This window comes from Brevibacillus sp. BD137, assembly GCF_041644655.1.
Lineage (GTDB): Bacteria > Bacillota > Bacilli > Brevibacillales > Brevibacillaceae > Brevibacillus > Brevibacillus brevis_D.
In genome coordinates, this window is record NZ_JAOTNO010000019.1 from 58,477 (window position 1) to 79,273 (window position 20,797).

Annotated in this window: 16 protein-coding genes; 14 read left to right on the forward strand and 2 right to left on the reverse strand. The window is 48.6% G+C overall.

The features are described 5' to 3' along the window. The first annotated feature begins 29 nt into the window (after positions 1 to 29). A complete protein-coding gene (locus ODZ53_RS27155) occupies positions 30 to 2,261 on the forward strand; it encodes a heavy metal translocating P-type ATPase (protein ID WP_372681349.1) in 2,232 nt (743 codons plus the stop codon). A 54-nt stretch (positions 2,262 to 2,315) separates the two neighbouring features. Here the strand turns inward: ODZ53_RS27155 and ODZ53_RS27160 are convergent, their stop codons facing one another. Then, positions 2,316 to 4,319, reverse strand: a complete 2,004-nt coding sequence (locus ODZ53_RS27160) for an ABC transporter ATP-binding protein (RefSeq protein ID WP_372681351.1) — start codon at positions 4,317 to 4,319, stop codon at positions 2,316 to 2,318. A gap of 293 nt (positions 4,320 to 4,612) precedes the next feature. On the opposite strand from ODZ53_RS27160, the gene ODZ53_RS27165 reads away from it, so the two are divergent. From ODZ53_RS27165 to ODZ53_RS27175, 3 genes are all read left to right on the forward strand, one after another. Beyond that, on the forward strand, positions 4,613 to 5,263 hold the full coding sequence (locus tag ODZ53_RS27165; protein WP_372681353.1) for a polysaccharide deacetylase family protein: 651 nt from the start codon (positions 4,613 to 4,615) through the stop codon (positions 5,261 to 5,263). Positions 5,264 to 5,332: 69 nt separating this feature from the next. Beyond that, positions 5,333 to 6,298, forward strand: a complete 966-nt coding sequence (locus ODZ53_RS27170) for a helix-turn-helix transcriptional regulator (RefSeq protein ID WP_087349223.1) — start codon at positions 5,333 to 5,335, stop codon at positions 6,296 to 6,298. Positions 6,299 to 6,382: 84 nt separating this feature from the next. Then, entirely contained in the window at positions 6,383 to 6,898 is a 516-nt protein-coding gene (locus tag ODZ53_RS27175; protein ID WP_372681355.1) for a DinB family protein, read from the forward strand. A 284-nt stretch (positions 6,899 to 7,182) separates the two neighbouring features. Here ODZ53_RS27175 and ODZ53_RS27180 read toward each other — a convergent pair whose 3' ends face one another. Continuing rightward, positions 7,183 to 8,196 carry an ATP-binding protein gene (locus ODZ53_RS27180; protein WP_372681357.1) on the reverse strand — a complete coding sequence of 338 codons (1,014 nt, stop codon included), beginning with the start codon at positions 8,194 to 8,196 and terminating at the stop codon, positions 7,183 to 7,185. 257 nt (positions 8,197 to 8,453) lie between these two features. On the opposite strand from ODZ53_RS27180, the gene ODZ53_RS27185 reads away from it, so the two are divergent. From ODZ53_RS27185 to ODZ53_RS27230, 10 genes are all read left to right on the forward strand, one after another. Continuing rightward, positions 8,454 to 10,103 carry an AraC family transcriptional regulator gene (locus ODZ53_RS27185; RefSeq protein ID WP_372681359.1) on the forward strand — a complete coding sequence of 550 codons (1,650 nt, stop codon included), beginning with the start codon at positions 8,454 to 8,456 and terminating at the stop codon, positions 10,101 to 10,103. 112 nt (positions 10,104 to 10,215) lie between these two features. Further along, positions 10,216 to 11,220, forward strand: coding sequence for an iron-hydroxamate ABC transporter substrate-binding protein (locus tag ODZ53_RS27190; protein ID WP_087349219.1), 1,005 nt, complete (start codon positions 10,216 to 10,218; stop codon positions 11,218 to 11,220). A 19-nt stretch (positions 11,221 to 11,239) separates the two neighbouring features. After that, a complete protein-coding gene (locus tag ODZ53_RS27195) occupies positions 11,240 to 12,247 on the forward strand; it encodes a FecCD family ABC transporter permease (RefSeq protein ID WP_199928579.1) in 1,008 nt (335 codons plus the stop codon). Further along, positions 12,240 to 13,259 carry a FecCD family ABC transporter permease gene (locus ODZ53_RS27200; RefSeq protein WP_372681362.1) on the forward strand — a complete coding sequence of 340 codons (1,020 nt, stop codon included), beginning with the start codon at positions 12,240 to 12,242 and terminating at the stop codon, positions 13,257 to 13,259. Before ODZ53_RS27195 ends, ODZ53_RS27200 begins: the two co-directional genes overlap by 8 nt. A 9-nt stretch (positions 13,260 to 13,268) precedes the next feature. Then, positions 13,269 to 14,609, forward strand: coding sequence for an alpha/beta hydrolase-fold protein (locus ODZ53_RS27205; protein WP_372681364.1), 1,341 nt, complete (start codon positions 13,269 to 13,271; stop codon positions 14,607 to 14,609). Between the two features lie 277 nt (positions 14,610 to 14,886). Next, a complete protein-coding gene (locus ODZ53_RS27210) occupies positions 14,887 to 16,113 on the forward strand; it encodes an MFS transporter (protein WP_372681366.1) in 1,227 nt (408 codons plus the stop codon). Between the two features lie 31 nt (positions 16,114 to 16,144). Next, positions 16,145 to 16,528, forward strand: coding sequence for an MmcQ/YjbR family DNA-binding protein (locus tag ODZ53_RS27215; RefSeq protein ID WP_199928576.1), 384 nt, complete (start codon positions 16,145 to 16,147; stop codon positions 16,526 to 16,528). A gap of 52 nt (positions 16,529 to 16,580) precedes the next feature. Continuing rightward, complete coding sequence (locus ODZ53_RS27220) at positions 16,581 to 17,951, forward strand: sigma-54 interaction domain-containing protein (RefSeq protein ID WP_372681368.1); 1,371 nt, start codon at positions 16,581 to 16,583, stop codon at positions 17,949 to 17,951. Positions 17,952 to 18,358: 407 nt separating this feature from the next. Continuing rightward, on the forward strand, positions 18,359 to 19,741 hold the full coding sequence (locus ODZ53_RS27225; RefSeq protein ID WP_173606708.1) for a GntP family permease: 1,383 nt from the start codon (positions 18,359 to 18,361) through the stop codon (positions 19,739 to 19,741). 66 nt (positions 19,742 to 19,807) lie between these two features. After that, positions 19,808 to 20,593 (forward strand): 3-hydroxybutyrate dehydrogenase, encoded by a 786-nt coding sequence (locus ODZ53_RS27230; RefSeq protein ID WP_372681370.1) that lies wholly within the window; start codon positions 19,808 to 19,810, stop codon positions 20,591 to 20,593. Positions 20,594 to 20,797 lie beyond the last annotated feature (204 nt).

The following is a 20,797-nucleotide window of genomic DNA, read 5'->3' on the forward strand; positions in this document are numbered from 1 at the left end:
AATAGATGCTTGGAAAAAGGTGAAAACAGATGGCAGAAGAACGAAAAAAAGATGAGTGTTGCAGTGGGCATCAATGCGGCAGTGAGCATAAGCATGCTGGTAAAATTCTCACGGTTCTCGAGCCTGCGGCTGCGGCAACTGAAAGCGCAGGCATTCTTTCTTCACAGGCTGTTGTCTATCGCGTTATAGGTATGGATTGCAGTTCGTGCGCCAAATCGCTGGAAAAGCATATGCAGACGTTGCCTGCGGTAAAAGAGGTAAACGTGAACTTTTCCACGGGTAAAATGCAGCTCGTCGCGGATGGGCTAGGAGAAGATGCGGTGGTCAAGGAAGTCGCAAAGGCCGGATATAGTGCCATGCTACTTACGAGGCGCACGGCCAAAGCAGTTCCGAAAACGGATCAAGCAGGGACGACGCTGACGGTGATTTCTGGTGTGTTGTTGGCTCTCGGTTTTCTAGGTTCCTTATCGTCTGGCATACCTCCGCTGGTCGTTACTGTTCTCTATGCGTTGTCGATCATAAGCGGCGGCTACCGACCTGCACGCAGTGCTTTTTACTCGATAAAAAGCGGTTCACTGGATATGAACGTATTGATGTCTGTTGCGGCTGTTGGAGCCGCATTAATCGGTGAGTGGCTGGAGGGCGCAACAGTAGTCTGGCTCTTTTCCATCGGAAACTTGCTGCAGACCAAGTCGATTGAAAAAACGCGCGACTCCATACGCAATCTGATGGATTTGGCTCCGCCTGAAGCATGGGTCAAGGTGGGGGAGTCTCTTACCCGCAAACCAGTTGAGGACATCACTGTCGGTCAAGTCATCGTAGTGAAGCCGGGAGAAAAAATCCCGCTGGATGGTGTCATCGAACACGGGACATCGAGCGTCAATCAGGCCCCGATTACAGGTGAATCGATTCCCGTAGATAAGCTGGTCGGCGACAGTGTTTTTGCAGGAAGTGTCAACGAGAGTGGCGCGGTGGAGATCAAGGTAACAAAGCTGGTGGAGGATACAGCGATTGCCAGAATCATTCATCTCGTGGAGGAAGCGCAGGAGAAAAAAGCGCCTACTCAGGCGTTCGTCGACAAATTCGCTGCGATCTACACGCCAATCGTGCTCGTGCTTGCTTTGTTCGTGATCGTATTCCCGCCATTACTCGGACTCGGTACCTGGGGAGAATGGTTTTACAGAGGGCTTGAGCTGCTGGTCGTTGCTTGCCCGTGCGCACTGGTCATTTCTACGCCAGTTGCGATTGTGTCCGCGATTGGAAATGCCGCGAGAAACGGCGTCCTGATCAAGGGCGGTACGTTTTTGGAAAAGGCAGGAGCGATTACCGCAATTGCTTTCGATAAAACGGGCACATTGACGGAAGGAAAACCACAGGTTGCGTCGGTTATCGAGATGGAGGGAAGCGAGGACGACGTAGTGTCGATCGCCAGAACGATTGAAGAGCGTTCTTCCCATCCGATTGCACTAGCGATTCTCACCTATGCGAAACAAAAGCAGATTGCTTCCCAGAGTGGGCAAGATTTCAAGGCAATCGTCGGAAAAGGGGCGAGCGCTGTCATCGGAACCGAAACATTTTATGCAGGGAAGCCCGCCCTGTTTCAAGAGCTGGGAGTCGATCTCTCAGCATGGCAAACGAAAATCGAGTCGTTGCAGAGTGAGGGACATACCTTGGTGGTTATCGGTACCGCAACGAAATTGATCGGGATGATTGCCGTTGCCGATACCATTCGTGAGATTACGGTTAGTGCCATTGGCAAGCTCAAGGCCGCAGGAATCGAAGACATCGTGATGCTGACCGGTGACAATACGGGTACGGCGAAAAAAGTAGCGAGTCAGACAGGCGTCAATCGTTATTTTGCAGAGCTGTTGCCACAAGATAAGGTAGAAGCGGTCAAGCGACTACAGCAAGAAGGCAAGGTCGTCGCCATGGTGGGTGACGGGATCAATGATGCACCTGCTCTCGCATCAGCTGACTTGGGGATTGCGATGGGTGGAGCAGGTACTGATACGGCAATGGAAACCGCGGATATCGTACTGATGGCTGACAATCTCGAAAAGCTGCCGCACACGATGAAGATCAGCAGAAAAGCACTCACGATTATCAAGCAAAACATCTGGTTTTCGATCATCGTGAAGCTGGTTGCACTCGTGCTGATATTCCCAGGCTATCTAACCTTGTGGCTGGCGGTGCTCAGTGACACGGGAGCCGCCTTGCTGGTCATCTTAAACAGCATGAGACTCTTGCGAATGAAAGGCTAAATAAAAAAGGGGAGATGAGCTGTCGAAGCTCTCTCCCTTTTCTTGTATATAGGTTTACACCAAGACGCCGCCGCCGTATCTTTCGAATTCTTTCTGGGTGCAAGCGACAAAGTGACCGCGCTCCACTTCACGCAAGACGCGTTCTTCCCCTTGATCTCGCAAATATTCCTGATCATCGAAAACGATGCGCTTACGGTTGCGCTCATAATCCGGGTCTGGCAATGGAATTGCCGAGAGCAACGATTTGGTGTACGGATGAATCGGATTCTCGTACAGGCGATTACTTTCTGCCAGCTCCACAATACGTCCGCGGTACATAACACCAATGCGGTCACTGATGTATTTAACCATGGACAGGTCATGGGCGATGAACAGATAGGTCAGGCCTTTTTCTTTTTGCAGGCGTTTGAGAAGGTTAATGACCTGTGCCTGAATGGATACGTCGAGGGCAGAGATCGGTTCATCGGCAATGATGAATTCCGGATCAACAGCCAATGCCCGTGCAATCCCGATCCGTTGGCGCTGTCCGCCGCTGAACTCATGTGGGTAACGGTTTGCGTGCTCGCGGTTGAGGCAGACGGTTTCCAACAGCTCGTGTACCTTGGCGATGCGTGCTTCCTTGTTCGCCAGACGATGAATGTCCAGACCTTCTGCAATGATATCAGATACAGTCAGACGTGGATTCAACGATGAGTACGGGTCTTGGAAAATCATCTGGATTTTGCGGTTGAGCCATTTCTTTTCTTCGAGTGTTTTCTTCCCGTGCACACTTTGTCCATTGAACAAGACCTCTCCGCCAGTTGCATCGTACAGGCGAAGGATGGTGCGTCCTGTGGTCGATTTACCGCAACCGGATTCACCCACAAGGCCGAAGATTTCCCCTTTGTAGATGTCAAAGGTGATACCATCTACAGCTTTCAGCGTATGACCATTCCCGAGGTCAAAATGCTGTTTCAAATCTTTGACTTCAACCAGCTTCTCACGATTCTCGTAGTTGAACGTTTTTTTCGTGCTTACAGGAGCCTCGGTCACCTCATCAGAATTGACTTTTCGTCTCACAGCCGAAGCAGGCGGTTTGATGTCTGGTGCCATTTCATGCAGGAGCCATGTTGCTGCATAGTGCGTATCGGAGATTTTGAACATCGGCGGTTCATATTCCAGATCGACCTTCAACGCAAATGGGTTACGAGCTGCGAAAGCATCACCTACAGGTGGTTTAAACATGTCAGGCGGCGATCCAGGAATGGACATCAACTCGTCATCGCTGGAATCGAGGCTAGGCATGGAACCTAATAGACCCCATGTATACGGGTGTTTAGGATCGTAGAAAATTTCATCGACTTTACCAATTTCCACAATTTTTCCTGCATACATAACCGCGACACGGTCTGCCATGTTCGCAACTACACCGAGGTCATGCGTAATAAAGATGATCGAGGTACCCATCTTCTTTTGCAGTTCCTTCAGCAACTCCAAAATCTGCGCTTGAATCGATACGTCCAGAGCAGTCGTCGGCTCATCGGCGATGATAATTTTTGGATTGCAGGCCAGTGCGATGGCAATGACAATCCGTTGACGCATCCCACCAGAAAACTGATGCGGGTATTGATCGACACGTTCTTTGGCAAATGGAATCCCTACCATTTCCAACAGTTCAATAGCACGGCTGCGGGCGTCTGCACGGTTCAGCTTTTGGTGCTTGATGAAGCTCTCCATGATTTGGTTCCCGATAGTCATCGTCGGATTCAAGGAAGTCATCGGGTCTTGGAAGATCATTGAGATATCGCGACCGCGAACATCCTGCATTTCTTTTTCAGAAAGCGTAACCAAATCTCTTCCTTCAAAAAGAACTTGTCCTTTTGGAATGCGTCCAGGAGGAGAAGGAATGAGGCGCATAAGTGCTTGGGAAGTGACGGATTTACCGGAACCAGATTCACCAACAATCGCCAGCGTTTCTCCTTTTTCCAGATCGAAGGAGACGCCACGTACTGCCTTGACTTCACCTGCATACGTATCGAATGACACATGCAAATCTTTTACTTCTAAAACCTTTCCCATATAATCATCCCTTTCGAGCATGCTTTGTCGTGATTAACCCGCCATGTATATCCAACGCTCTCTCTAATAGAGGTAGTTCAAAAAGTCGACTTTTTGAATACGCACTAGTATAAATTTTTGCGAAAATGAAAATCATTATCATTATTATACTATATTCATTAACCGTTGTTAAAAAAATTTTTTCTGCGTTGCATACTCATGCAGAATCGGTTTTTTTAGCGTTACCAAATGATAGCCCAGTCATACTATGCATCAAAGCAACAGAATACTGGCTTATAGGGAGGGTAACGCTTGTGAACAAGCTCAATGGGCCCAAGGCAATCGCACTCACTTTTGATGATGGACCGGATCAGTTGTGGACGCCTCGTGTGTTAGACATATTCGCTCACTATCAGGTAAAAGCCACTTTCTTCTGTGTGGGGCAAATGGTGAAGTACAACCCGACAATACTGGAGCGGATTGTAAAGGAAGGGCACATGGTTGGAAACCATAGCTGGGATCACCCCAACTTTACGAAAATCCCTCTCTTGGCTGTTCATGAGCAGGTAGAACGTACCTCGGATCAGATCGAAAAGGTAGTAGGTGTGAGACCTCGGATGGTTCGGCCGCCATATGGAGCAGTGAATGAGGAGGTCATCCAGCTACTTGCGGCGAGCGACTACGAAATGATTTTGTGGGATATAGATAGTTGGGATTGGAAAGGTCTCACCGGCCCACAGGTCGCAAGAAACATCTTGGGACATGTCAACCCAGGCGCAGTCGTGCTTCAACATTCAGCTGGCGGTACGAAAGACACGTTAAAGGGGAGTATGGACGCCTTGCCCTATATTATTGAGGTGTTAAGTGAGCAGAAATATACCTTCTCAACCGTTTCCGCCATGCTTCATCTGGCAGCTTATCGTGAAAGAACTGATCCTGTCGAGAAAAGGAGAAGGGGCAGATAGAGGAAATGGATTGAAATCTGTGGTAATTAGTAGAATCAGAAGATTTCTTTCAGGGGAGCGAATCAGAAAATGTCCAAAGCCGATAATATGCTCTCCATTTTGTGGCTGTTGAAGACCGGCAAGCGAATGACAGCCAAGCAATTGGCAGAGATTCTCGAGATTAATATTCGCACCGTTTATCGCTATATCGACTCACTGTGTGCGAGCGGTGTACCCATCATTTCTGATGCCGGACACAACGGTGGCTACAGTTTACTTCAGCAATTTAATGAGGCTCCGTTGTTTTTCGACCTCAACGAGCAAAAAGCCCTGATTCATGCAGCCGCTTTTGCCCAAGAGGCCGGATATCCCTTCGGAGCAGATTTACACCGAGCTATTTCCAAGCTAAAACGTTACACAAATGAAGAGCAGCGTGACGCGATTGACCGACATAGTATTGGCTTCGAGGTGATCCAGCCTCCTGTTGATCCTTCTCTCGAATCTACCCTACAGGAACTGGAGCTGTCTGTTGCCAACGGGTACACCCTTTCGATCGAGTATCAGAAAGCCTACCAGACAACGAGACAGATGCGTCATATCGATCCATACGGTCTCGTTTATTGGAAGGGAAACTGGTATATCGTTGCCTATTGCCATCTCCGTACTACCATTCGCAGCTTTCGTGCAGATCGTGTTCATGAGATCCAACGTACAGAAGGCAGCTTCCAACGCCCTCCTGAATTTTCTGCGCGCCATTTTTTTCTCTCGAGTTTACTGCCGGAAGCAGACAAGCAGGGCAACACCATTTTGATCAAAATCAAAGGAAGGCCACAGTCACTCGTTGATTTGTGTAGGCATTGGTATCTCGGACATACTGTGATGGAACGCAGCGAGGCACAGGTGATTTTTCAAGTCGATGAGCAAATGGCCCATTCGATCCTTCCTCATTATCTGTTGCCATACGGAAAATCCATTCAAGTTGAAGAGCCAGCCTTTGTAAAAGAGCGATTGGCTGCCATCGCTGCCGATTTATTTCGTTTTTATCAGTCGACGTGATTTCACTGACCATTTTTGTCAGCAGAGTTGATTTATATTGAAAGCAAAGAAGAGATGGAAAAAGGGAATGGGGGCAGATTGATTATGAAGCATGAAGCATTGCGTTTGTATGAATATCATGTATGGGCAAACGAAAAGGTATTCAAGCGGTTGCAGGAGGTACCAGAGGGAGTAAGTGAGCAGGAGGTTCCCAGCGTGTTTCCGACCATCACCCAGACGTTGGCTCACATTCTCAAAACGGATTATGTTTGGTTGTTGGCCATGAAGGGGGAGAGCTACGAAGAGGTAGGACCAAAAGTTGGGGTTCTCTTGCAGGAATTAAAAGGGAAAAACGTACACGAGCTGCGAAAACTTTTTGCCGAATCAGCCCAGCAGTTCAGAGACTTCTTCGGACAAATCTCGATGGAGGACACCGCGCCTTATACGCACCCGGCATTAGGCACGGTTCATGCTCGTTATGCAGACATCGTCCAACACGTCGCCAACCACGGAACCTATCACCGAGGCAATATCTCCGCCATGCTCAGACAAATGGGTCACGCGGGAGCTTCCTCCGATTACATTTTCTATTTGTTCGAGACTTCGGCGATAGAACAATAAAGGCCTTTCCATTTTTTATCAGCCACCGAAAAAAACAAGCAGCTTGTAGAGGGAACAGGAGAAAACAACGAAGATCTTAGGGACACCGACCGAGACGTAATGCAAAAAGCGAAACACGCCCTTAAGCGTCCACCTCTGAGATACTTCCAGATTGGACCACTTTGGACGCGGTTTCGCTTTTTGCATGGAGTCGGCCAGTCAATTCCCCAGTGGGTGGCCCTAGAAGCTGAGTCGTTTTCTCCTGTTCCCTCTCCTCCACTACAGCCACGCAAACCGCTTGTTTTTTAAGGATTCATCGTCCGAGCAATCCGCACCTCGAGCCCATTCAAGAACTGACTAAGGTTCGGCTTTCGTTCTCCAATGATACTTTCACCAGGCTTGCCAGGTTCAAAGACCACGTCCTTGTTTTTAGCGACCTCGCTCAAGTAATCCTTGACGATCTGTCCTGTTTTCGTAGCCTCATATTTCTTGGCAAAGTTCTGATACTCTTCCGTGACGGCCGGGAGCAGTTTCATTGTTGCTACGTCAATGGCATCATAACGGTAATCAGACAAATATGTTTTGAGGTAGTCGATATAAAGCTTACGGAGCTTCACTGCACGTGGGCTACTGCGGTAGTTGACCAAATACTCTTCGACTTCAACCATTCTGGGTCCGAGCTCGGCCCGCGTGATTTGCAACCCGCCGTCACCCAAATACGGTTTGCCCGTTTCCGTTTCTTGAATGGACAAGTAGTCCTTCCCTTCCTCGCCGAGCGAAGCAGCATATTTTTGCAGTGCTTTGTAATCCACTTGCCAGTAAAAAGACATGTCGTTCGTTGCCTGTAAGACGAGTCCGCCCTCTGTTTGATTGAGGAGCCATTGTTTGAAACTGTCATCGCCTTCTAGCTTGTTGAAATCGTAAGGGTATTGCAAGGCATACAGCTTTTCCGCATTTCCAGGCTGGGCGAGAAGAGCCTTGAAGTTATCGTTTATCGTGGGCAAATGTTTCTCATAGTACTGATCAAGTGCAAAAAATAATTGATCGGCGGTTTTCGTGTCCGTTGTCGCCAGATGCTGATCCAAAAAGGCAGTTAGCTCATTCGCTTCCTTGGCTTGTGCAGCTAGTACGGTGAACTGCTTGAGCAAATCATCCGCAGGCTTTTCGCCTTTTGTTGCATCAGCAGGAGACGTCCCTGCGTTTTCCGTTGCAGATGGGGTGGGATCTTTTACCGTCAATTGCTCAGAGGCAGAGGTGCACCCTGTTACAAAAGTAATCGCGATGAGGCTAGAGACAAAAGGTAGAACATATCGTTTCATATCTTCATTTTCACTCCGTTATGTTGAATGGTTTCAGTTGATAAATCGTCGTAACTACTTGAGCACCTTGCGTCCAGCGCACTCCCTCCCGTCGTTCCCTTTCTATTGGTACGTACCATACCACGTTCAAGTTATCGGTTCAATTCCATTACATATTCCTGATAGGAAGCAAGCGTCACTTTTGATATACTTTCTCTATCGGTGATAATGAGAATTATTATCAACATTTACATAGAGGATCGGGCAGAGGTGAGAACATGAACGAAACACAAGCCTTGGTTCAACAATTCACAGAGAAGACCATGGCAGAAGCCATTTTTAAGCTGCGTGACATTACATGGCTCAGAGCAAAAGGATATGACCGATTACGCCAACAATTCACTCATTCGCATATTTTGCTGGTCGTAACCGGGGGACGAGGGCGTCTGCGTCTGGAGAACGAGGAGTACCAATTGCGGCAGGATGCGATTTACGTGTGTCCTCCTATGCTTACGTTTGGAATCGTCCCTGATTCAGCTAATCATTTGGAGATGTACATGCTTCGTTTTGATGTCTTTATGGAAACGAAAGACAGACATCGGCGCTTCCAAGCCCTTCGGGAAAAGGATCTGTTTCCTTTTCGGGGAGAGATCTCTGTCCAATCGGCAGGGCAGCTGCCTGTCTATTGTGACTTGATCCAGAATCTATGGAAGCAGGAGACGGCGCTCGAGCGTTTTCGAGGCCAACATACGTTTCAAGAGCTATGGTACCACATCGTCAAGCATGCTCACTTCTCGGCCACAGATTCTGGAATGGCGCTGGAGCAGGCACGCGCACATATGGAAGAGCATTACTCGGAAAATGTGACGATTGAACAGCTGGCTCGCATCGCAGAGGTGAGTCCAAAATATTTCGTCGATCTGTTCAAAAAAACGTATGGCATCTCAGCTATGGACTATTTGGCAGAGCTTCGCATTAGCCGGGCGAAGCAGATGATGGTGCAGTCGCATGCCAAGCTGCGCGATATCGCTCATCAAGTGGGCTACAACGACGAGTTTTACTTTAGTCGAAAATTCAAGAAAGCTGTCGGTGTTTCACCCACTCTCTATATGAAAAGCCGCCAACGAAAAATTGCGGCGTACGGCTCGACCATCATCGGGCATTTACTGGCTTTGAAAATGATTCCTTACGCGGCGCCACTGCACCCGAAATGGACGGCTTACTATCATCACAGCTATCGAAACGATATCCCGGTACATCTGAGCGCGTTTCGAATTAATCAGAATTGGAAAGCCAACATTGAAATGCTTCGCGATGCCATGCCGGATGTCATCATTGGCTTGGACGAAACGAGCTTGGAGGAACAGGAGCAACTCAACGAGATTGCCCCCACCTTGTATGTTCCCTTTGAAGAGCGGGGATGGAAAGAACAACTGCAGCTCATGGCAGACTTTTTGGGTGAGTCCGTGGAAGCCAATCATTGGCTTTGCGAGTACGAGAAAAAGGTGAAGCGAGCCCGGACAAAGCTTCAACAGGTTCTGGGCGATGAAACGGTGCTCATCGTGCGGGTTTTAAAAAACCAGCTCTATGTCCACTGCAATCGCAGTATGAATGAAGTGTTTTATCAGGATCTGCAAGTCAAACCTGCTTTTGTCTCGAAGCAGAAGGAGTACGACCAGCTTGTCACCGCACAGGAATTGGCTGCGCTCGCGCCAGATCGCTTGCTGCTGCTGGTTTGCCAAGAGGCTGAAACGCTGGCATGCTTCCAGGCCTTGAAAGCATCGGGACCATGGCAAGAGATCGAAGCAGTCCGCAACAATCGGGCGCATGTCATAACATCCGACCCTTGGCGAGAATACTCGGCAACGGCTCATGAACGGATCGTGGAAGATAGTGTGAAATTGTTTTCAGGAGATCGTCCATGTTGATTCTGGATTTCGTCCATGGTCGGGCAGGAGTGGATGCTTTATAATCACGAATGATAATCGTTATCACTCGCACAGAGTGAAACATTACATTTCTGAGAGGGGTCTTTCAAGAATGAAAAAGATATACCTTGGCTTGAGCATTGCAGCGCTGACATTGGCTCTGACAGCGTGCGGCGGAGGAAAAGAAGCAGCGAATAACACGACTGCACCTACTACAGCACCTGCGACAACAGCTACAGCAGAAAAGCCGGCGGATGAAGCTAATAAAGCAGAGACGCGCACGATCAAATATTTGGATAAAGAATATACCGTTCCTAGCAAAACAGAGCGGATCGCCATTGTAGGCAGCATGGAGTCCATGGAAGATTCGCTGGTACTGAACGTGAAACCGGTAGGAGCGATTTCTGTAGGCGGTAAATTCCCGGAGATGTTTGCACCGATTACGGGCGAAGCCACATCCATCGGGGAAAAAATCCAACCGAACCTGGAAACCATCCTGTCCTTGAAGCCTGATGTCATTCTGGGAAGCAGTAAATTCCCGCCTGAAATGGCTGAGAAATTGAACAAAATTGCGCCTACCTTCCCTGTGTCCCACATTTCGACCAACTGGGAAGCGAACCTGCAATTGCTAGGTGAGTTGACTGGCAAACAAGCTGAGGCAGAAAAAGCGCTCAATGAATACAAATCAGGGATTGAAGCGGCGAAAGCAAAATTGGGCGACGGCATAAAGGATAAAAAAGTACTCGTAATCCGTCTGCGCCAAGGAAACATCAACATCTATCCAGAGAAAGTGTTCTTCAACCCAGCTCTGTACGCAGACCTTGGTTTGACTGCACCTGAAGAAGTAAAAGCAGCGAAGGCACAAGAAATCATCTCCATGGAGAAGTTCACCCAGATCAACCCGGACTACCTGTTCATCCAGTTCTCTCCAGATGAGAATAAAGACAAGCCAAACGCATTGGAAGATTTGCAGAACAACCCGATTTGGAAGAGCGTGAATGCGGTGAAAAACGGCAATGTTTACGTAAACGTGGTTGATCCTCTCGCACAAGGCGGTACTGCTTGGAGCAAAACACAATTCCTGAAGGCGGCTGTAGAAAAATTGTCTGCCAAGTAAAAGTGGGCGAGGGTAAGCTATGCAATCCAAAAAAGCAACTTCCATGATCATACTAGCTGTTTCGCCAGTGGTGATCCTGCTTACAATCTTGCTCTCCATTCATTACGGGGCCAAGCCGATTGATGCGGGGACGATTTATCAAGCTTTCTTTGCCTTTGATGAAGGAAATGTCGATCATCAAATTGTCATGCACTCTCGCTTGCCGAGGGTCTTGGGAGCACTCATGATCGGCGCGTTCTTAGCGATATCAGGAGCGTTGATGCAGGGGATGACGAGGAATTACCTCGCGTCCCCCTCTATTATGGGCGTGTCTGACGGTTCGGTCTTTGCTGTTACCCTTTGCATGGTTTTCATTCCATCCGCTACGAGTGGCACGATGATTACCATGTCCTTGATCGGTTCAGCACTTGCGGTTGCGATGGTACTCGCTTTTTCCCGACTATTGCCGAACGGCTTGACGCCAGTAGGGATGGCGGTCATCGGTACGATTACGGGTACCTTTCTGAGCAGTATTTCAGCTGCGATTTCTACTTATTTTCAAGTCTCGCAAAACGTCAGCTTTTGGTACAATGCAAGGCTACATCTCTTGGAGCCTGAATTGGTGAAACTGGCGGTTCCTTTTGCCATCGTCGGTATTGTCATAGCACTTCTTTTGTCCAAATCGATTACGATCTTGTCCTTGGGCGACGAAGTATCTCGCAGCCTCGGACAGAGAACGGTGATGGTTAAAGTGCTGGCAACGACTGCTGTTGTCATTCTCACAGGCATTTCCGTAGCGTTGGCAGGAAAAATCGCTTTTGTCGGGCTAATTATTCCGCATATTACCCGCTTTTTGGTAGGTCTCGATTACCGATGGATCATTCCATGTGCAGGATTACTGGGCGGCATTTTCCTAGCCCTGTCTGACGTTCTCAGCCGATTTATGAACAGTCCGTTTGAGACCCCAATCGGTGTGGTGACGGCCTTTATTGGCGTTCCGTTCTTCCTCTATTTGATTTACAAGAGAGGAGGGGGAAAGCATGCCTGATCAAAAAGCTAGATTTCGTTTGCTGTTACTCGTCAACATCGCCTTGATTTTGCTGGCAGTTTATATCAGCCTGACCAACGGTGTATTTGACATGACGGTGATGGATGTCATCCGAACGTTATTGCGTATGGACCCTGTAGCGGAATTCGATTTGGTTATTTTCGATTTTCGCCTGCCGCGGATCGTTATTGCGGCATCGGTCGGCTTTGGCTTGGGGGTTGCTGGTTCCGTCATTCAGGGGATCACCCGTAACGGGCTGGCTGATCCGGGGATTTTGGGCATTAATGCTGGGGCAGGAGCCGCTATCGTCGCCTTTATGTTTTTCTTCGGTGGACAATTTATGGAGGCGAGCTGGTATTCCATCATGGCCATGCCTTTGTTCGGTTTGACAGGCGGATTGCTTGCGGCTGGACTGATTTACCTCTTTGCCTGGCGTAACGGAGCGCTTGATCCACAACGACTGATTCTGGTGGGGATCGCCATTGGCTCCGGATTAGGTGCTGTATCACTGTATCTCTCGTTAAAAATGAATCCAAACGATTTTGAAATGGCAACCGTGTGGCTTTCAGGCAGTATTTGGAGTGCTAACTGGACGCATATTGCAGGGATGCTGCCATGGCTAGTCATACTCATTCCTGTTTTGATGCGCAAGGTGCATATTCTCGATTTGCTTCAACTGAGCGAGGAGTCCGTCAAGAATCTGGGTGTGTCCGTGGAAAAGGAGCGTAATATTCTCCTGCTGTCGAGTATCGGGATCGTGAGCGCGTGTGTCTCGGTTTCTGGAGGCATCGGATTCGTTGGCTTGATGGCACCGCATATTGCGAAGCGTTTGACGGGAATCCAGCATAGGTATGCTCTTCCCTTGTCGGGAACAATCGGGATGCTCATGGTCGTGGCGGCTGACTTTATCGCCAAAACTGTGTTTACACCCATTGAACTACCTGTGGGTATCGTCATTTCGATCATCGGTGTACCGTATTTCTTCTATCTACTGAGCAGAAGAAAAAAATAAAGAGGGGACATGCAAATTGTGAAGGGACAATTGCTTGCAGACGTATGCCATCACCGAGCACTGCTCGTATATTTGCCGCCATCCTACGACAAGAGTACGTCCCGTTTTCCCGTCATGTATGTCCATGATGGCGGTGACTTGTTTGATCCTGCGTTTAGTACTGCCCTCGATGTAATCGAAGATAAGTTTGCAGAGGGAAAAATTCCTGAGCTGATTCTCGTCGGCATCCAACCAGGAAACCGCAGGGATGACTATACGCCTTGGTTTTCCAAAGCGATCTCGCCTGAGCGCAACATTGATTTTGGGGGACAAGGAGATGCGTATCTTTCTTACGTTGCCAATGAATGTAAGGCGTATATCGACAGCAAATACAGGACAGACTCTAGACCGGAAAAAACAGGGATCATCGGGTTTTCGCTGGGTGGCTTGATCTCGATGTACGCTGCGCACCAATATCCAGATGTTTTCACGAAAATCGGCAGCATCTCGGGATCGTATTGGTATGAGGGCATGGTTTCGTTTATGCGGGAAAAGAAGATGTACCAACCCGGGCTGCGCATCTACATGGATGTTGGCAGTAAGGAAGGTGCTAAAAAACAAAACATCCAGAAACAAATGGTCCCGCTGACAAAAGAAGCCCATCAGATATTGGCTGATAGCGGCTTCACAGCAGATCAGCTCGTCCTGTTCATGGACGAAGGGGCGGATCATTTGAGCAAATATGCAAACGCCAGATTTCCTGGGGCGTTGCAATGGCTCTGGAATGAGAAGGAGGAGACAGAAATGGAATTGACCAAATTGATTAGAGAGCGTCGCTCAATTCATCGCTTTACAGATCGGGAGGTAGACCCTGCGCTGGTTACAGAACTGATGGATACAGCCGTGTGGGCGCCGAATTATCACATGACACAACCGTGGCGCTTTATTGTGACGTACGGGGAAGGCAAGAAAAGAATCGCCGAGGCCGTGCGGATCATGAAGGAGAAGCGGGAGATTGATCCGTCAAAAAAGAAAGAAGTCGGCGAGAAGTTTTACAATAAAATTATGGCGATTCCGATGCTGATGACGGTCATTATGGAAGAAAGTCCGAACCTGATTACGCGTCAGGACGATTTCGCTTCGACCAGCATTGTCATTCATAACTTTAGCTTGCTGGCGTGGGAAAAAGGCATCGGTCTGACATGGGAGACGTACCCGTGGATTCACGAGCCGGAATTCCGTGAAGCGATGGGCATTCGACCAGGTGAAAAGGTGCTGGGGAACCTGCATATCGGTTATCCAGCCGCGATCCCTAACGCACAGCCACGCATTCCAGCAGCAGAGCGCATCACACTTGTAGACAAAGCATAGGACAAGATCAAGTGAATTTTTCTTGTCACAGGATTACTTTTTGTGGTACCCTTGGGTCATTCTACAAGAAAGGGTGACCATTAAGCCGATGATCTGCTAACTCCTATTTCCACAAAACCAATCGGATAAATCGATGCGTTTTTGGATAGGGGTAGTATGTGCATATTGGCGAATAGATGGTAGATCCTTTTTAGACTCATCAAAGGGTTTCTATGTCTTTTTGACGATAATATGCGTAGCCTCCTGTCCAGATCGCAATGGATAAGGAGGCTTTTTTATGTCAAATGTTTTGAAAAATCGTTATGTCAGGGCTATTTTGTTATCAGCAGTTCTGTTGCAAATCGGAGTATGGGTGCGCAACATGGCGATTCTGCTCTATGTGATGGATCATACGGGAGGCGATCCGTTCGCTGTCTCCATGATTTCAGTGGCGGAATATGCGCCAATCTTTCTGTTTTCCTTTCTTGCTGGTACGTTTGCCGATCGCTGGCAACCGAGAAAAACGATGGTCTGGTGTGAGGTGCTCAGTGCTCTATCGGTTGTCGGAGTGCTGCTTACCTTCGTTTTCGGCTCGTGGAAGGCCATCTTTTTTGCCACACTCATTTCAGCCATTCTCTCTCAGTTTTCCCAACCGTCCGGTATGAAGCTGTTCAAGCTGCATGTACCTGGTGAACAGCTTCAGGTAGGAATGTCGGCGTACCAGACTATTTTCGCGATCTTCATGGTATTTGGTCCGATTGTCGGTACGTTTGTGTTCCAGCAATGGGGGATGGAGGTTGCTATGGTCATCACGGCAGTTGCGTTCCTCGCAGCGGCGGGTGTCCTGTATTTGTTGCCGCCAGATCGTGTCGAGAAAGAAGAGCAGCAAGAAACGGCACTGCTTGGGGAGATGGTCAGCGGGATTCGTTATGTGTTCTCCAGTCGCGTGCTGTCAATGCTTGGCTTTTGCTTTTTGGCTGTAGGATTCTCATTGGGAATGATTCAGCCGCTTGGGATTTTTATCGTGACCGAGCAACTACAATTGCCAAAAGAAAGCCTGCAATGGTTAATTACCGCCCAAGGTGTGGGGATGATTGCCGGAGGGGCCATGACGATGGCAGCTTCCAAAACGATTCCACCGCAAAAGCTATTGGTTATGGGACTTCTTGGGAATGCGGTCGCAGTAGCGATTTGCGGGATGTCCACGAATCTGTGGCTGACACTTGTTGCCCAGTTCATTGCGGGATTGCTCTTGCCATCCATTCAAATCGGGATCAACACCATGCTGCTTAAAAACACAGAGAGTACCTTTATCGGTCGGGTGAATGGAATACTGACCCCGTTGTTTACAGGCTCCATGGTCGTCATGATGAGTATTACGGGAGTATTGAAGCTGTATCTTCCGCTCGCAGTCATATACGGGATCGCTGCATTCCTGATGATCATTGGTCTCAGCTTTATTTTGCCGCTTTATCGTATGAGAGAAGGAAGCGTGGTGCAAAGTACAGAACAGACTGGTACATGAGCGTTTGGAAGCAAAGGGAGGCTTAGACCAGATGGTGCACGAACAGATTTCTTCTATAGAAGGTTTAAAGATGGTAGCTGCTGTTCGCGAGCTGGCGATGCGGTTGCCAGAGGTAACGGAGCAGGTAGACGCTTTTGGACATACATCGTTTCGCGTAAACGACAAGCCGTTTGTCATTTTGGGAGAGGGGGGCACTGAAGGCCCCTCCTTTTCTGTGAAGGTGCTGAAGACGACCCAAGAGATTTTGCTTGCACAGGAGTATTTTTACAAGACACCGTACATCGGTCATCACGGCTGGGTTTCGATTCTGGACAAAAACGTGACGAGCTATGGTGAAATCGAGGATTACATACGGGAAGGCTATATGTGCGCGGCTCCCAAGCGATTGGTCAAGCAATTACAACACCTCCGCTGATCGTTCCTGTATAATTTTTACACAACCGCATCAGACAAAGGGGGAGCCGGTTTTGGATTGGAATCTCCAGCAGATGAGCAAATTGCTTGAGGTCGTTTTTGAAAATGCCCATGAACCGATGATCGTAACGGACAAGGACGGAAAAATACTCTTATTGAATCGGAGCTATCGGGAATTTCTTAATGTACAGGACGTGATTGGACAACCAGTGACGGATGTCATCGAAAACACGCGGATGCATATTGTTGGTCAGGCTGGCGTTGCCGAGATCGCCGACATTCAGCAAATAAAAGGACAGAACATGATTGCGCATCGCATCCCGATCATGGACGAAGGAAAAGTGATTGCGGTTCTGGGAACGGTGCTGTTCCAAGATGTGCAAGAACTCACTGCCTTGGCTGCGATGGTTGCTCAGCTGAAAGATGAATTGACCTATTATAAGAAAGAGCTGCGGCGGCGGATGGGGGCTACCTATCACTTTGACCAAATCGTTGGGTACAGCCAGAAGCTGCAGGAGCTTAAAAAGTTTTCTCAGAAAGTTGCGAAAAGCGATTCGACTGTGCTCATCACGGGCGAAAGCGGGACGGGCAAGGAGTTGTTTGCCCACGCCATTCATGCCGAGAGCAAGCGCAAAATGGGCCCTTTCATTCGGGTGAATTGTGCCGCTATTCCGGATTCTTTGCTCGAATCAGAGCTGTTTGGCTATGAAGAAGGTGCGTTTACCGGGGCTGTTCGCCGCGGAAAAAAAGGAAAGTTCGAGCTGGCCAACCACGGAACCATTTTGTTGGATGAGATCGGGGACATGCCGTTGCCGCTGCAAGCCAAGCTACTGCGTGTGTTGCAGGAAAAAGAGGTCGAGCGGGTAGGTGCTGTACGGACGACACCAATAGATGTGCGGGTGATCGCTTCCACGAATTCGGATATGCTTCAAAGCATCAAGGAAGGGAAGTTTCGGGCAGACCTCTATTATCGATTGAATGTCGTGTCACTCTCGATTCCTCCGTTGCGCGCGCGTCTGGAGGATTTGCCGGAGCTGGTTTCGAATCTGCTCAAACAGCTTGGCGAGTCCACTGGCGTTGCGGTCAGGGCCATTGATGAAGAGGTATGGCACTTACTTCGTGGCTACTCCTGGCCAGGCAATGTACGGGAGTTGAAAAACGTGCTGGAACGAGCCCTGCATCTAATGGAAGACGATATCTTGAAAAAGGAGCATATTTGGCTGCCTGTAACTGAAGAAGGGACGCTCGAATCCTTGTCGGTTCCAACTCATGCCGTTCGACCATTGAAACAAGTCTTGGAAGAGGCTGAGCAGGAAGCGCTTCGTCAAGCGATGCAGCAAGCAGGGGGGAACAAGCTTAACGCCGCCAAGCTGTTGCAAATCAGCAAGTCCAGCTTTTACGAAAAGTGGGAGAAGTATCAGTAGCACGAGGCATGTATAAGTCGGGGATGTGGCGTTGAGCCAAGTTCGCGGCTTTTTTCATCTGAAGCAATAGCGTTTTGGTAGATTCCGGTTTTCTGGAATAGAGCAAGATGGTCTCAGGTAAAAACCCAATAGCCTTCCATGAGCAGATATCCCTAAAAAGTGGGCGAATTTTTGCTAGATTCCATAAAACCGGACAAAAAATTCCGGAATTCCGGAAAAAATGCAAGCGCTATCATCTGCACCCTAACAGTCCAGGCATGATGAAGGGGGATGGTTGAACGATTTTTCTGGAATCGGCTGGGGTTGGCATGGTCCGTGCAATTGAATTAGATTTGAAAGCGTTTTCCTCGAGTGAATCCACACAACTTCCTCTATAAAGCGGAGGAGAAAATTGAAAGGAGAATTCTATGATCATCGAAGTGTTATCCATCTTGGTTTCGCTCGGTCTGCTGATGTTTTTTGCGTATCGGGGCTATCCTGTTATCGTATTTGCCCCTATTTTTACCCTGCTGGCCGTTGTCCTTTCCGGGATCTCTCTGCTGCCGAGCTACACCGAAACCTTCATGACGAATGCAGCAAACTATGTGAAATCATTCTTCCCTATTTTCTTACTGGGTGCCATTTTCGGGAAAGTCATGGAGTTGAGCGGTGCCGCCTCATCCATTGCCCACACGATTGTGAGGGCGCTTGGCTCCAATCGTGCGATCTTAGCTGTCGTTCTGGCATGTTCGATTCTGACGTATGGCGGAGTTTCCCTGTTCGTTGTGGCATTTGCTGTGTATCCGTTTGCCGCTGCGATTTTCCGTGAAGCCAACATTCCGAAGCGACTCATTCCAGGAACGATTGCGCTCGGGGCTTTTACGTATACGATGGATGCCTTGCCAGGTACACCACAAATTCAAAACATTATTCCTACTACTTATTTTGGTACGGATGCTTATGCTGCACCTGTTGTTGGAACGATTGGCGCCATTCTGGTTTTCATTGGCGGGATGCTATGGCTGGAGCGCAGACGCAAGCAAGCTGTCGCTGCTGGGGAAGGCTACGGCGAGGGACATACGAATGAACCAGAGTTGATCAAAAATGAATCCTACATGAACATCTGGGTCGCGATTCTCCCGTTGGCGTTGGTGCTCGTGGGTAACTATATGTTCAGTAGAGGGATTTGGACAGTAGAGACGTGGTACGATCCAGCGATCCTCAAAGAGTCATTTAAGATTGAGAAAGTGAAAAACGTCGTATCCTCTTGGTCACTGATTATTTCGCTCTGTCTTGGAATTATTGCTGCGCTTTTAATCAATGTGAAGCAAGTTAAAAACAAGCTGGCGAGTGGTTTGACTGCAGCCGCGATGGGCTCTCTCTTGGCGATCTTCAATACTGCTTCCGAAGTTGGATTCGGAAACGTTGTGAAAACATTGCCGGGCTTCAAGCTCATCCAAGGCTGGATTATGGGAGCAAGTGACCATCCGTTGGTTTCTGAGGCACTGGCTGTAAACGTACTGGCAGGTGTGACCGGTTCAGCGTCGGGCGGTATGTCGATCGCGCTGGAGGTTATGGGTAAGCAATATCTGGAGATGGCGAGTGCTGCGGGAATCAGCCCTGAGTTGCTGCACCGTATTGCCTCGATGTCTTCCGGTGGTATGGACACATTGCCGCACAACGGGGCGGTCATTACACTGCTCGCGATTACTGGTTTGACTCATCGTCAATCGTACAAAGACATTTTCGCGATTACGGTTTTGAAAACAGCTGTCGTGTTCATTCTGGCATTTGCCGTGTCTATTTTCTAATTTTCATCAAAGATCAGCGAGTTTATAGACAGAGAAAATGAGGATCAGGAGAGGAGATAGTAGGGGATGGAGAAGTTGTTGGAGCAACAGGTAGCAGTTGTAACAGGGGCTGCAAGCGGTATTGGATTGGAGATTGCCCGGACGTTTGCCGAGGAAGGGGCGAGGGTCGTCATACTGGACTTGAATGGGGAAGCAGCGGAAGCAGCAGCAGCCCAATTGCAGAAGGAAGGTCACGAAGCAATCAGCTTTGGTTGTAATGTTACCGACGAGGTACAAATGCGGGAGTGCATCCAGCAGACAGTCCAGATTTTTGGCAGACTCGATATCTTAGTGAATAATGCCGGATTGCAATTTGTTTCTCCCATAGAAGAGTTTCCGACTGCAAAATTTGAACAAATGCTCAGTATTATGCTGACAGCGCCTTTTGTTGCGATTAAGCACGCGTTCCCCATTATGAAGCAACAAGGCCATGGTCGTATCATCAATATGGCTTCGATCAACGGCTTGATTGGCTTTGCAGGGAAGGCAGCTTACAATAGTGCCAAGCACGGAGTCATCGGGCTCACCAAGGTTGCAGCCTTGGAAGGAGCAGCGGCTGGTATTACGGTAAATGCTATTTGTCCGGGGTATGTCGATACGCCGCTGGTACAAAACCAATTAGCGGATTTGGCTAAGACAAGAAATGTGCCGTTGGAAAAGGTGATGGAAGAAGTCATCTACCCGCTGGTGCCGCAGAAGCGACTGCTGCAAGTAAAGGAAGTAGCGAACTACGCTGCCTTTTTGGCTAGCAAGAAAGCGTCAGGCGTTACGGGCCAGGCTGTCGTCATTGATGGCGGGTATACAGCGCAGTAAGCCTGTTAAAGTCCCTATTTTTATAGGGGCTTTTTTAATTCCGCTAGCTTTTTAAAAAACTAGTAAAAAAGATCTTGTATTCTTTTTTTAGATGTGATAGATTATTACTTGTCGCCAAGAACGACGACAAAATACGAGAAAAGAAAACGAGATTCGATAAAAAACTTCTTGACTCGCAAACAACGAACGTGATAAGATATAAAG

Excerpts from the sequence above, each read along its gene's own strand:
- ODZ53_RS27155 (WP_372681349.1), top strand. The coding sequence starts at position 30 with ATGGCAGAAGAACGAAAAAAAGATGAGTGTTGCAGTGGGCATCAATGC.
- ODZ53_RS27160 (WP_372681351.1), bottom strand. The coding sequence starts at position 4,319 with ATGGGAAAGGTTTTAGAAGTAAAAGATTTGCATGTGTCATTCGATACG.
- ODZ53_RS27170 (WP_087349223.1), top strand. The coding sequence starts at position 5,333 with ATGTCCAAAGCCGATAATATGCTCTCCATTTTGTGGCTGTTGAAGACC.
- ODZ53_RS27175 (WP_372681355.1), top strand. The coding sequence starts at position 6,383 with ATGAAGCATGAAGCATTGCGTTTGTATGAATATCATGTATGGGCAAAC.
- ODZ53_RS27180 (WP_372681357.1), bottom strand. The coding sequence starts at position 8,196 with ATGAAACGATATGTTCTACCTTTTGTCTCTAGCCTCATCGCGATTACT.
- ODZ53_RS27185 (WP_372681359.1), top strand. The coding sequence starts at position 8,454 with ATGAACGAAACACAAGCCTTGGTTCAACAATTCACAGAGAAGACCATG.
- ODZ53_RS27190 (WP_087349219.1), top strand. The coding sequence starts at position 10,216 with ATGAAAAAGATATACCTTGGCTTGAGCATTGCAGCGCTGACATTGGCT.
- ODZ53_RS27195 (WP_199928579.1), top strand. The coding sequence starts at position 11,240 with ATGCAATCCAAAAAAGCAACTTCCATGATCATACTAGCTGTTTCGCCA.
- ODZ53_RS27200 (WP_372681362.1), top strand. The coding sequence starts at position 12,240 with ATGCCTGATCAAAAAGCTAGATTTCGTTTGCTGTTACTCGTCAACATC.
- ODZ53_RS27205 (WP_372681364.1), top strand. The coding sequence starts at position 13,269 with ATGCAAATTGTGAAGGGACAATTGCTTGCAGACGTATGCCATCACCGA.
- ODZ53_RS27210 (WP_372681366.1), top strand. The coding sequence starts at position 14,887 with ATGTCAAATGTTTTGAAAAATCGTTATGTCAGGGCTATTTTGTTATCA.
- ODZ53_RS27215 (WP_199928576.1), top strand. The coding sequence starts at position 16,145 with ATGGTGCACGAACAGATTTCTTCTATAGAAGGTTTAAAGATGGTAGCT.
- ODZ53_RS27225 (WP_173606708.1), top strand. The coding sequence starts at position 18,359 with ATGATCATCGAAGTGTTATCCATCTTGGTTTCGCTCGGTCTGCTGATG.
- ODZ53_RS27230 (WP_372681370.1), top strand. The coding sequence starts at position 19,808 with ATGGAGAAGTTGTTGGAGCAACAGGTAGCAGTTGTAACAGGGGCTGCA.